This is a genomic window from Acidovorax sp. ACV02 (assembly GCF_014851475.1).
Classification (GTDB): Bacteria; Pseudomonadota; Gammaproteobacteria; order Burkholderiales; family Burkholderiaceae_C; genus Acidovorax; species Acidovorax delafieldii.
Map to the genome: position 1 here is coordinate 83,569 of NZ_JACUZU010000009.1, position 12,200 is coordinate 95,768.

General features: G+C 66.0%; 12 protein-coding genes. 8 read left to right on the forward strand and 4 right to left on the reverse strand.

Features of this window, described 5'->3' with window-relative positions; all coding sequences use genetic code 11:
- Positions 1-52 precede the first annotated feature (52 nt).
- On the forward strand, positions 53-1,993 hold the full coding sequence (locus tag IB236_RS20595) for an MFS transporter (RefSeq protein ID WP_192422003.1): 1,941 nt from the start codon (positions 53-55) through the stop codon (positions 1,991-1,993).
- 36 nt (positions 1,994-2,029) lie between these two features.
- On the opposite strand, the gene IB236_RS20600 is transcribed toward IB236_RS20595, so the two are convergent.
- Entirely contained in the window at positions 2,030-3,028 is a 999-nt protein-coding gene (locus IB236_RS20600; RefSeq protein ID WP_192422004.1) for a tripartite tricarboxylate transporter substrate binding protein, read from the reverse strand.
- A 122-nt stretch (positions 3,029-3,150) separates the two neighbouring features.
- Positions 3,151-4,167 (reverse strand): 1-aminocyclopropane-1-carboxylate deaminase, encoded by a 1,017-nt coding sequence (locus IB236_RS20605; RefSeq protein WP_056172646.1) that lies wholly within the window; start codon positions 4,165-4,167, stop codon positions 3,151-3,153.
- A 161-nt stretch (positions 4,168-4,328) separates the two neighbouring features.
- Between IB236_RS20605 and IB236_RS20610 the strand changes: the two genes are divergently transcribed.
- Positions 4,329-4,844 (forward strand): Lrp/AsnC family transcriptional regulator, encoded by a 516-nt coding sequence (locus IB236_RS20610; protein ID WP_116748111.1) that lies wholly within the window; start codon positions 4,329-4,331, stop codon positions 4,842-4,844.
- Positions 4,845-4,866: 22 nt separating this feature from the next.
- Here the strand turns inward: IB236_RS20610 and IB236_RS20615 are convergent, their stop codons facing one another.
- Together IB236_RS20615 and IB236_RS20620 are read right to left on the reverse strand one after the other, a co-directional pair.
- Positions 4,867-5,781 (reverse strand): EamA family transporter, encoded by a 915-nt coding sequence (locus tag IB236_RS20615; protein ID WP_056065464.1) that lies wholly within the window; start codon positions 5,779-5,781, stop codon positions 4,867-4,869.
- Positions 5,782-5,936: 155 nt separating this feature from the next.
- Positions 5,937-6,848, reverse strand: coding sequence for a LysR family transcriptional regulator (locus tag IB236_RS20620; protein ID WP_146872068.1), 912 nt, complete (start codon positions 6,846-6,848; stop codon positions 5,937-5,939).
- Between the two features lie 268 nt (positions 6,849-7,116).
- Here IB236_RS20620 and IB236_RS20625 point away from each other — a divergent pair, with 268 nt between their 5' ends.
- From IB236_RS20625 to IB236_RS20650, 6 genes are read left to right on the forward strand one after another with little or no spacing between them, the layout of a single operon-like run.
- A complete protein-coding gene (locus tag IB236_RS20625) occupies positions 7,117-8,028 on the forward strand; it encodes a transporter (RefSeq protein ID WP_225581283.1) in 912 nt (303 codons plus the stop codon).
- Positions 8,029-8,052: 24 nt separating this feature from the next.
- On the forward strand, positions 8,053-8,541 hold the full coding sequence (locus tag IB236_RS20630; protein ID WP_192422010.1) for a hypothetical protein: 489 nt from the start codon (positions 8,053-8,055) through the stop codon (positions 8,539-8,541).
- Positions 8,542-8,552: 11 nt separating this feature from the next.
- Positions 8,553-9,725, forward strand: a complete 1,173-nt coding sequence (locus IB236_RS20635) for a S9 family peptidase (RefSeq protein WP_192422012.1) — start codon at positions 8,553-8,555, stop codon at positions 9,723-9,725.
- A gap of 38 nt (positions 9,726-9,763) precedes the next feature.
- Entirely contained in the window at positions 9,764-10,705 is a 942-nt protein-coding gene (locus IB236_RS20640) for a VOC family protein (protein ID WP_192422014.1), read from the forward strand.
- A 9-nt stretch (positions 10,706-10,714) separates the two neighbouring features.
- Positions 10,715-11,050, forward strand: coding sequence for a Rieske (2Fe-2S) protein (locus IB236_RS20645; protein ID WP_192422016.1), 336 nt, complete (start codon positions 10,715-10,717; stop codon positions 11,048-11,050).
- A gap of 16 nt (positions 11,051-11,066) precedes the next feature.
- Positions 11,067-12,200: an FAD-dependent oxidoreductase gene (locus IB236_RS20650; protein WP_192422018.1), complete on the forward strand. Its 1,134-nt coding sequence runs from the start codon at positions 11,067-11,069 to the stop codon at positions 12,198-12,200.

Sequence of the window (12,200 nt, forward strand, 5' to 3'; positions counted from 1 at the left end):
GCAGGTTCGGAAAATTCCAACAAGCCAACCCATCGGAAACGAGGAGAAACGCATGAGCCCCGACACCGCCTCCACCAGCGTGGCCCCAGCGCCCACGCACGAGGACCCGAACCAGTTTGCCTTGCTGCGCCAGCGGCGGTTTGCGCCATTCTTCTGGACCCAGTTCTCTGGGGCGGCCAATGACAACCTCTTCAAGTTCGCCTTCACGGTGATGGTGACGTACCAGCTCAGCGTGGACTGGCTGCCGCCGGCCATGGCGGGGCTTGTGATCGGCGCCCTGTTCATCCTGCCGTTCTTGCTGTTCTCGGCCACTTCGGGCCAGCTGACCGACAAGTACGACAAGACGAAGATGATCCGCTTCGTGAAGAACCTGGAGATCGCCATCATGCTGGTGGCGGCCGTTGGTTTCATCGCGGGCAATATCCCCATCCTGCTGCTGTGCACCTTCTTGATGGGCGTGCACTCCACGCTGTTTGGCCCGGTCAAGTTTGCCTATATGCCCCAGGTGCTCAACGAGCGTGAGCTGACGGGCGGCAACGGCATGGTCGAGATGGGCACGTTTGTGGCCATCCTGCTAGGCAATGTGGCGGGTGGATTGCTGGTGGCCATCCCGGGCATCGGCCACACCACGGTGGCCGTGGCCTGTGTGGTGGCGGCCCTGGCGGGACGCGCGGTGGCGCAGTTCATTCCGTCCGTGCCGGCCACCGACCCGGGTCTCACCATCAACTGGAATCCCTTCACCGAAACCTGGCGCAACCTCAAGCTGGCGCACGAGAACATTGTGGTGTTCCGCTCGCTGCTGGGCATCAGCTGGATGTGGTTCTTCGGCGCGGTGTTCCTGAGCCAGTTCCCCAGCTTGGCCAAGAACGTGCTGCATGGCAACGAGCAGGTGGCGTCGCTGCTGCTGGTGGTGTTCTCCATCGGCATTGGTGTGGGCTCGCTGCTGTGCGAGGTGCTCTCGCGCCGACACGTCGAGATCGGCCTGGTGCCGCTGGGCGCCATCGGCATGAGCGTGTTCTCCATCGACCTGTACTTCGCGTCGCGCAGCCTGCCGGCGTCCGAGATCATGGGCCTGGCCGCCTTCATGGCCCAGGGCGCGCACTGGCGCGTGATGCTCGACCTGGCGCTGCTCAGCCTGTTTGCGGGCCTGTACAGCGTGCCCATGTACGCGCTGATCCAGATGCGCAGCCAGCCCACGCACCGTGCGCGCATCATCGCGGCCAACAACATCCTGAACGCGCTGTTCATGATCGGCAGCTCGCTCATCGCAGGCTCTTTGCTGGGCGCGGGTTTCACGGTGCCGCAGATTTTCCTGTTCACCGGCCTGGCCAACGCCGTGGTGGCGTTCTATATCTTCATGCTGGTGCCCGAGTACCTGCTGCGCTTCGTCGCCTGGGTGTCTTCGCGGTTCGTGTACCGCTTCAAGGTGCAAGGCGACGAGAACCTGCCGTCCACCGGCGCGGCCATCCTGGCGTGCAACCACGTGAGCTTTGTGGATGCGGTGCTGCTCATGGCGGCCAGCCCGCGCCCCATCTACTTCGTGATGGACCACCGCATCTTCCGCGTGCCCGTGCTGGGCTGGCTGTTCCGCCTGGCCAAGGCGATCCCGATTGCGCCGTACAAGGAAGACCCGAAGACCTACGAAGCGGCCTTTGACCGCGCGGCCCAGGTGTTGCGCGAAGGCGATCTGCTGGCCATCTTCCCTGAGGGTGGCATCACCAAGGACGGGCAGCTGCAGGAGTTCAAGGGCGGCATCATGAAGATCATCGAGCGTGCGCGTGCTGAGGGCGTGGAGGCCCCGGTGATTCCCATGGCGCTGACCAACCTGTGGGGCTCGTACTTCAGCCGCATTGAAAAGGGCGGCGCCATGGTGCGGCCGTTCCGCAGGGGGTTCTACAGCCGCGTGGGGCTGAATGTGGGCTCTGCCGTGGCATCGACCGAGGTGCAGCCCACACTGCTGCGCGAGCGGGTGCAGAAGCTGCTGGCGGCCTGACGGCCAAGAGTGCAAGCCGCCCGTGGCTGGGCGGGTTCAGTCCGCCCGAATTTGCGCGCGCTGGGCAATGGCGCGCATGCGTGGCAACTCGTCTTCGATCTGCGCCAGCACGGCATCGCCCGTCGCGTAAGACGGCTCCAGCCCTGCGGCGATGAGCTTGCTGCGGATTTCGGCGTCCGCCAGGGTCTCGGCCAGGGCCTTGTGCAATTTGGCCTTCGCCTCGGCGGGCAGGCCGCGCGGCGCGACCACGGCCAGCCAGGAATCGGCCGAGAACCCCGGGAAGCCACTTTCTGCCACCGTGGGCACGTCGGGCAGCTGCGTGGCCCGCGTGGCGCCCGTGACGGCGATGGCCTTGATCTTGCCAGCCTTGAGCTGTGGCAGTGCTGCCGCCACGGTGTCGATGGTGAAGGGGATCTGCCCGCCCATCAGGTCGGCCATGGCGGGGGCGCTGCCCCGGTAAGGTACGTGCATCAGCTTGATGCCCGCGGCCGACCAGGTCAGCTCGGCTGCGAAATGCCCCGTGGTTCCGTTGCCAAACGAGCCGTAGGAGAACTTGTCGGGCGTGCGCTGAACGGCAGCGATCAGCTGCCGGAGGTTGTTGACGGGTACATCGCGGTGGGCCAGCAGAATCAGGGGCACACGGGCGACGAGGCCGACGGGCTCGTAGCTTTTGACGGGGTCGTAGGGCAGCTTGGCGTTCAGCGCGGGGTTTACGGTGAAGGTGGAGCCAGAACTGATCAGCAGCGTGTAGCCATCGGCGGGCGCATTGGCCACATACGCTGCACCCACCACCGTACCTGCGCCCGCCTTGTTCTCCACCACGATGGGCTGGCCCAGCCGGTCGCCCAGCTTCTTGCTGATGGTGCGGCCCACGATGTCCACGGCGCCCCCTGGCGGAAAGGGCACGACCAACTGCACCGGCTTGGCGGGATAACTGTCGGCATAGGCGAGCCGCCACGTGCCGAGTCCCAGCCCCGCCGCGGCTGCCGCCACGAGGATCACGCTACGCCGACTGACAAGCTGCAAGCACTTCATGGGGACTCCTTGGGACGGGGAAGCGGGTGGGCCCGGCCTTGCGGCCAGGGCACTTTCGAACAGGCGCTCAGATCAATGACAGCCCGGCCAGCTGCGCCAGCCGTTGCTGCTCCGTGGACGCATCAGCCGTTGCGAAAAAGAAAGCTGTAGGCGTTCAACGCCGGCACCCCTCCCAGGTGCGCATAGAGCACGCGGGAGCCTTCGGGGAATTCGCCCTTGCGCACCATGTCGATCATTCCGTGCATGGACTTGCCCTCGTACACCGGGTCGGTCAGCATGCCCTCCTGGCGCGCACACAGGCGAATCGCTTCGAGCGTGCCCTCGTTGGGCAGGCCGTACTCGGGGCCGCCGTAGCGGGTGTCCAGGACCACGTCCTCGGCCGTGATCTCCTGGCCCAGCTCCACCAGCTTGGCGGTGTTCTGCGCGATGCGCAGCACCTGGGCATGGGTCTTTTCGGGCTTGGCGGAGGCATCGATACCGATCACCTTGCGCGCACGGCCATCGGCGGCAAAACCCACCACCATGCCCGCCTGCGTACTGCCCGTGACCGAGCACACGACGATGTAGTCGAACTGAAAGCCCAGCTCTTTTTCTTGCTGGCGCACCTCCTCGGCAAAGCCCACAAAGCCCAGGCCACCGTACGGGTGCTCGGAGCAGCCTGCGGGGATGGGGAAGGGCTTGCCGCCAGCCTTCTTCACGTCCTCCATGGCCTGTTCCCAGCTGGGGCGGATGCCGATGTCAAAGCCTGCGGCGTCCAGGCGCACGTCGGCGCCCATGATGCGGCTCATCTCGATGTTGCCTACGCGGTCGTACACCGCGTCGGAGTAGTTGACCCAGTTCTCTTGCACCAGCACGCACTTCATGCCCAGGTGTGCAGCCACGGCGGCCACCTGGCGCGTCTGGTTGGACTGGATACCGCCGATGGAGACCAGCGTGTCGTAGCCGCCTGCGATGGCCTCGGGGATCAGGTATTCGAGCTTGCGCGTCTTGTTGCCGCCGAAGGCGAGGCCCGAGTTGCAGTCCTCGCGCTTGGCGTACAGGTGCACCTTGCCGCCGAGGTGGGCCGACAGGCGCGGCAGCGCCGTGATGGGAGAGGGGCCGAAGGTGAGCGGGTGGCGGGCAAATTTCTGCAGGTTCATGGCGGTGTTCCGGTCGATGAAGAGGAGGCGCAAGCGGGGGGCTTGCAGTGCCTTCATCGTAGAAAAACACGCGCGTCAAGTGGTTGCAAAATTTTCCAAAATTTCAGTGTTTAAGGTTAATGTATAAGAATATGAGCGGTAAATATTTCTCTGGGTGACCTATGAGCGCAACAAAAGTTCGTCCCAAGAATGCGCCGCTGGCTGATGTCTCGGCCGAGCTGGACCGCACCGACAAAGCCATCCTGCGTCAGCTGCAGCGTGATGCGTCGCTCTCCAACGTGGCACTGGCCGAGAAGGTGCATCTGAGCCCTCCCGCCTGCCTGCGCCGGGTGGAGCGCCTCAGGCGTCTGGGACTCATCGATAAGGTGGTGGCGCTGCTCAACCCCCAGGCGGTGGGTGCGGGCATGCTGGTGATGATTGGGGTGGTGCTGGACCGCTCCACGCCCGAGTCGTTTGCCGAGTTTGAAAAGGCGGCTGCCAAGGTATCCGGCTGCATGGAATGCCATGTGGTCACCGGCGAGTTCGACTACTTCATGCTGGTGCGCACGCGCGACAACGACAGTTTCAACCGCCTGCATGCCGAGCAGCTGCTTTACCTGCCGGGGGTGCGGCAGGTCCGCTCGTTCATGGTGCTGCGCAACGTGCTCTCGACCACCGAATTGCCGCTGGCGATGTAGCGGCCTGCGTCCGACCGACCGTTTACTGGGCGCCGCGCAGCCGTCCCATCATGGCCGCCCAGGCCGGGCCGCCAAACACGTTGACCACCAAGCCCGCCATCAAGAGCCCGGCGCCTGCAAAGTGCACGGGCAGCAACTGCTCGCCAAACGCCACCCAGCCCGTGGTCAGGCCCACCACGGGCACCAGCAGCGTGAACGGCGCCACGCGGTTCACGGGGTAGCGCGACATGAGGTAGGTCCACAGCCCGAAGCCCAGCAGCGTCGAAATCCACGCGATATAGGCCACGGCGGCCATCGATTGGAAGGACAGGTGCTGCACGGCCGCCCACACCGTGGCGGGCCCGTCCAGCCACAGCGACAGCGCCACAAAAGGCAGCGGCGCCACTACGCTGGACCAGACGATGAAGGCAAACTGGTTCATCGGCCCATACCGCCCCACAGCGCGGGTGACGATATTGCCGCAGCCCCACATGGCGGCTGCCGCCACGGTCAGCGCAAAGCCTGCCAGGGGCATGGAGGCGCCATGCGCGCTGCCGATCAGCACCAGCCCGCAGCCCGCCAGCGCGAGGCCTGCCACCTGGTTGCCATGCCATTTTTCGCGCAGCCACCACGCGGCCAGCAGCAGGGTGAAGAACGACTGCGACTGCAGCACCAGCGAGGCCAGGCCCGAGGGCATGCCGATGTGGATGGCGGTGAACAGCAGCGCAAACTGGCCCACGGCCATGGTCATGCCGTACAGCAGGTACAGCCGCAGGGGCACCTTGGGAGGCTTGACGAACAGCAGTGCGGGGAAGGCTGCGAGCAGGTAGCGCAGCGCGCCCAGCAGCAGGGGCGGCACTCCGGCCACGCCCACCTTGATGACAGCAAAGTTGAGGCCCCAGACCACGATGACGAGCAGGGCCAGGGCGAGGTCGCGGGGGCGCAGGGAAGAGGGCATGGTGTTGCGGAAGTGGCCGTCGAAGGGTTCCGATTGTGGCTTGCGCACCTCGGCAATAGCGGCGGTGTTCGGCCAGGTTTCCGATCAAAACGGGACATTTTGCGCACCCCACCCCACCCCACCGCACCGCACTGCAGCGCAGCGGCATGCGTGGGCTAGATGCGCGCGGCCACGGCGATGGCCCGCTCGCGCAGCCACTCCAGCCCCGGGTCCTTGTCGCGGTGCCGGTGCCACTGCAGCTTCTGGCGCATGGGCGGAATCTCCAGGGGCGGCTCCCAGATGCGCACGGGCAGGCCGAGCTGAACGGCACGCAGGGCGATGCGTTTGTGCACCGTGGCCACACGGTGGGTGCCAATCACCAGGCTGGGCAGGGCGGCCATGGTGGGCGCCGAGATCTCGATGCGGCGCTTCACGCCAAAGCGTTCGAGAAACCAGCCGTCGAACGCCGGGATGTGCCGCGCGCCCGAATAGTCGGCCACCACATGGCCGGCGGCCAGGTAGTCGTCAAAGCTCAGCGCTTCGGAGATGTGTGGGTTTCCCTCCCAGGTGATGCACAGGTAGGTTTCCTCGAACAGCGTGACGCTCGGGTGCCTGGGCGAGGCGTATTGCTCGGGAATGATGAGGACGTCGGCCCCGTATTCCTCCAACTGCTCGACAGGCCGATTGTTCTGCGCACGCAGGTGCAGTTGCACCCCGGGCGCTTCCTGAAACAGCTGCTCGATCAGCGGTTGCATGAGCACCGTGGTCGTGAAATCGGACACCAGCAGGGTGAAGCTGCGGGTGGAGGTGGCGGGGTCGAACCTGGGCTTTTCTGCGATGGTGCTGTCGATGCGCATCAGGACCTCGCGCACGGGGTCCAGCAGCCCCTCGGCACGCGGCGTCAGCACCATGGTGCGGCCTTGCTGCACCAGCAGCTCATCGTCGAAATAGGTGCGCAGGCGCGCCAGCGCGTTGCTGGTGGCGGGCTGGCTCAGGTGCAGGCGCTCCCCGGCGCGGCTGATGCTGCGTTCGGTGAGCAGGGCGTCCAGTGCCACGAGCAGGTTCAGGTCCAGTTTGTTAAAGCGCATGGGCAGCAGGCATTGATGAAGGTATGTGGTCTCTTCCGCGCTCCCAGCCAGATGCAACAGGGGCCCGCAGAGATCCTTGATCCATTCATGGAATCAATACTGCGAATGGAATCAATCCATTTGATCTAAGTTAAGGCCGATCTTAATCTCGCTCCCGTCCTGCCACCTGGCAGACCCGATGAGGGGCCCACCCGTGCTACCGAGGCCCTGTCGAGCAAAGCGAAAACACGCCCAGCCTGGCTGGATGCGTAGAAAAAAGGAGACAACGATGAAGACGGTACTTTCCCGCGCCGGGCAGGCGACGGGCTGCATGTTGCTGAGCCTGCTGTGCGCCCCCCAGGCCCAGGCTTTCGAAGGGGGCGTGTCGCCCTTCCCGGTCGGATCGACCGGCGAATACGTGGCCGGCCTGCCGCCCATTCCCGGGTTGTTTGTGCTGGAGCAGGTGCACCACACCACCTCCAGCGGTCTGTATGACAACCACGGCGACAAGCGACCCATCCCGTTCAAGCTGAGCGCAACCTCGGCCACCACGCGGCTGCTGGCGTCCTACGACATGACGGTGCTGGGCGCACGGCTGTATTCGCAGCTGGTGATTCCTGTCGTCTCCTTACGCACTGACGTCGCCGGCCACAGCGAGCGGCACAGCGGGGTGGCCAACATCACCGTCTCGCCCGCCGTGCTGCGCTGGAGCCTGACAGACAAAACCTATGCCGTGGCGGGCCTGGACATCGCGCTGCCCAATGGCTCCTACGACCCGCACCGGCCCAGCGTGTCCACCGGCTACGCCTCGGTCCAGCCGGTGCTCGGGATTCGCCACACCGATCCGAGCGGCCTGGATATTGGCCTCATCAACCGCCTGATGGTGAACCGTGAAAACAGCACCACCCGTTACCGCTCGGGCAGCGGATATGTGGGCGAATTCACCGCTGGCTGGAACGTCGGCCCCTGGAAGATGGGCATGGTGGGTTCGTACCTTCACCAGTTCACGGACGACAAGCAAGGCGGTGCCACCATCCAGGACAACCGCGCACGCAGCTTTGCGCTGGGGCCTTCGCTCAACTACAACGCCGGCCCCTTCAGCGTGAGCCTGAGCTACCAGCGGGGCATCTACGCTGCCAATACCACCAAGAACAACGTGCTGGGCATCGGGATCGCCATTCCGCTGTGGATCAAGCACTGACCTCGCACATTCGCATTGCACACCATGACCCACAAATCTCTGATGGCGTTGCCCCTGCTTGCTGCCTGCGCGCTGGCCCGTGCCGCCGCGCCTGCTGAGCCGCAGGCGGTTTTCGACCGCTATGTGCAGGCCGTGCACGCGGCAGACATGGGTGCGGTGCGTGCGCTGATCGCCCCGGACGTCGAGCGATCGGACTACCCGGCTTGCACTGCGCCGATGGACAACCCGACCTGCCTGGCGCTCTACATCGACCAGACCGTGGTGCAGCCGCGCGCACGGCTCACCGTGCTTTCGGTGGAGGTGCGCGCCAGTGAGTTGACCGCCCGGCTGGAGGTGCGCAGCCCGCTGTACGAGAAGGCGGGCGTGGAGCGCATCGTCGGCAGCGATGTGCTGCGCATCGAGAGCGGCCAGATCCGGGCCTTCCGCTTTGTGCCGGACTTCGCAGACCCCGCCACGGCCCGCTTCTTCGCCAGCATCGGCATCACGCCGCGCCCCCGCAGTTCCCAACCCTGAGTCTGAAATAGATGTTCAAGTATTTCCCCACCAACTACGTCTGGAACCTGTCCGTCGATCTCGCCATTGAAATGGGCGCGCGCATCGGCGAGATCGAGGGGATGTGCGCCCCCCTGCAAGAGGCCGCCAAGGTCCCGGATGCTGCTGGCACGCAGGCCTTTCGCGAGACCTGGGTGCGCATGGCCGACAAGCTCTGCGGACTGGCCGAAGAAGACGAAGCCCGGGGTCGCATGCTTTCGGCCGGTGAGAAGTACCGGCGCGCTGCGAGCTACCTGATCACCGCTGAGCGGCTGCAGGCGCACAACGCACCGGGCCGCCTGGCCATCTACCGCAGCGAACTGGAGCTGTTCCTCAAAGGCTCGGCCCTGCTGGGCGATCCGGTGGAGCGCGTGGAAATTCCGTACGAGGGAACCCACCTCTCTGCCCTCTATTACCCGGCCAAGGGGCTCCGGCCGGGCCAGCGGGCGCCGATTCTGGTGCAGCTCAACGGGCTGGACTCGACCAAGGAAATGAAGCACCTGGTCGGACTGCCTGCGTGGCTGGCCCACCGTGGCGTATCCTCCCTGGTGGTGGATCAGCCAGGGACCGGCGAAGCCCTGCGCCTGCACGGACTGACCGCGCGGTACGACACCGAGCACTGGGCCAGCCGCGTGGTGGACTGGCTGGAGCAACACCCCGCCGTGGACCCGAAACGCATCGGCTGCGAAGGCGTGTCCCTGGGGGGTTACTACTGCCCGCGCAGTGTGGCGATGGAGCCGCGCTTTGCCTGCGGCGTGGCCTGGGGCGCGAACCACGACTGGCGCGATGTGCAAGAGCGCCGCTTGCAGAAAGAAGGCGACTTCCCGGTGCCGCACTACTGGGCCCACGTGTGCTGGGTATGGGGTGCCAAGGACATCGACGACTTCATGCGGATCGCGCAGAACGTGCACCTGGACGGCGTGGTCGAGAAGATCCGCGTGCCCTTCCTGGTCACGCACGGCGAGCGTGATTCGCAAATCCCGCTGAAGTGGGCGCACCGCACCTACGAGCAGCTGGTCAATAGCCCCCGGCGAGAACTCAAGGTGTTCACCGACCGCGAAGGCGGCTCGCAGCACGCGAGCTTTGACAACAGCATCAATGCGGGCCACTACATCGCGGATTGGGTGGCCGAAGTCCTGGGCGGACACACCGCCTGCAGGGCTTGAAGCCCCTCCGCACCACCGACACCACAAAGGATCAAGAGATGAACATCATTGGACCCGACGCGCTGGTTTTTGGCTTGGACGATATCGCCGCCTGCGCGCAGTACCTGACGGACTACGGGCTGACCCCGGTCGGGGTGACAGCACAGGGCGGGCGCTTCGAGGCACTGGACGGGACGGCCGTGGAGATACGCGCTCAGGACGACCCGGCGTTGCCGCCTTCGCTGGGCACAGCCAGCCTGCTGCGCGAAACCGTCTACGGCGTAGCCGACACGGCCACGCTCGATGCCATCGAGGCCGAACTGACCCGCGACCGCGTGGTGGTGCGCCGGGGCGGCGTGCTGCGCACCACGGACGACCTGGGCTTTGCCCTCGCGTTCCAGGTCACCGTGCGCAAGCCTCTGTCGTTGCCTGCCGAATCCGTCAACGCCCCCGGGGCCGCGCCGCAGCGGGCTCCCAACGCGCTGGGTCTGCCGCCAGACCTGGTGGCGCGACCCCGCTCGCTGTCGCATGTCGTGTACTTCGTTCCGGACGCGGCCAAGGCCGAGGCGTTTTATGCCCGCCTGGGTTTTGTCTGCACAGACCGGTTCACAGGCGTCGGCCCCTTCCTGCGCCCTGCGGGCACGCAAGACCACCACACGCTGTTCATGATCCAGACGCCCCCGTTCATGAAAGGTTGCGAGCACTTCACCTTCCACATGGGCGGCCCCACTGAGTTGCTGCTGGCCGGCACCCGCTTTGTGGAGAAGGGCTACCAGAGCTTCTGGGGTCCCGGGCGCCACCGGTTCGGCAGCAACTGGTTCTGGTACTTCAACTCGCCCCTGGGCTGCCATGTCGAATACGACGCAGACATGGACCAGCACGACAACACCTGGGCGCCGCGGGAGGTGCCGATGAGCGCCGATGCCTCGCAGCTGTTCCTGTTCCAGCACCGCGAGAAGTGGGCGCCCTCGGGCCCGCCGCCAGCGCAGGCGCACCATTGAGCCGGCACCATGAGGCTGTGCCACTGGAGCGACCTGCCCGACGGCGCATCGCGGGGCTTTGACCCCGCAGGCCACGGCCAGGACACGGTCATCGTCGTGCGGCAGGGCCTGCGTTTGCATGCCTATGCCAACGTCTGCCCCCACGATGGCGTCCCGATGGCATGGCGCAAGGACCGGTATCTGAACGCGGCTGGTGACCGCATCGTCTGCGCGGCCCACGGCGCACTGTTTGACATCGCCACCGGGGTGTGCACTCTGGGGCCGTGCCTGGGCGATGCGCTCACCCCCGTACCCCTGGTCCTGCAAGCCAATGGCGACGTCCATCTGGCGAATCCAAAAAAATGAACAAGGAGACAAACCCATGAGCCTATCTTCCCAACGCATCCTGGTTATTGGCGGCGGATTTTCCGGCATGGCAGCGGCCATTGAGCTGCGCAAGCAGGGCGCCCAGGTGGATCTGGTCGAGATCGACCCCGGCTGGCGCAGCTATGGCGCCGGCATCAGCCTGGGTGGCGCCACGCTGCGGGCGTTTCGACGCCTGGGCGTTCTGGAGGCCTTTCTGGCCCAGGGCAACGCCTCGGACGGCGTGAACCTGCACCTGCCCCATGGCCCCCTGGTGGCCACACTGCCCACGCCCCGCATCGCGGGCGACGATGTGCCGGGCGGCGGTGCCATCCTGCGCCCGGTGCTGGCCCGCATCCTGGCCGAGGCCACCCGCGCAGCGGGTGCCCATGTGCGCCTGGGGTGCACCTTCGCTGCCATCGACCAGCAGGCCGACGGGGTGCTGGTGACTTTCACCGACGGCCAGCGCCAGCGCTATGACCTGGTGATCGGCGCGGACGGGCTCTACTCCAAGGTGCGCGAAGCCGTGTTTGAAAACGCCCCACGGCCGCGCTACAGCGGCCAGGCGGTGTGGCGCGCCGTGCTGCCCCGGCCGCCAGAGATCGAGACGGCCACCATGTGGATGGGGCCCCAGATCAAGCCCGGCGTGAACCCGGTCTCCAAGACCGAGATGTACCTCTTCGTCACCGAGCCGCGCCCCACCAACGACCATGTCGATCCAGCGACGTTTGTGGACGCCCTGCGCGCGCTGCTGGAGGGCTTTACTGCCCCCACGCTGCAGGCTATCCGCAGCCAGATCGGCCCGGAATCGCAGATCGTGTACCGCCCGCTGGAAGGGCTGCTCATGCCCCGCCCCTGGTCCCGTGGGCGCGTGGTGCTGATCGGCGACACGGTGCACGCCACCACGCCCCACCTTGCATCGGGCGCCTGCATCGGCATCGAGGACGCGCTGGTGCTGGCCGATGAACTGGCGCAGTCAGCGGGCGACATGCCGGCTGCGTTGGCGGCCTTTGAAAGCCGCCGCTGGGAGCGCTGCCGCATGGTGGTGGAGAACTCGGCACGCCTGGGCGAGATCGAGATCGACGGTGGCGACAAGGAAGAGCACTCACGCATCATGCGGGAGTCCCTCATGGCGTTGGCCCAGCCCATCTGA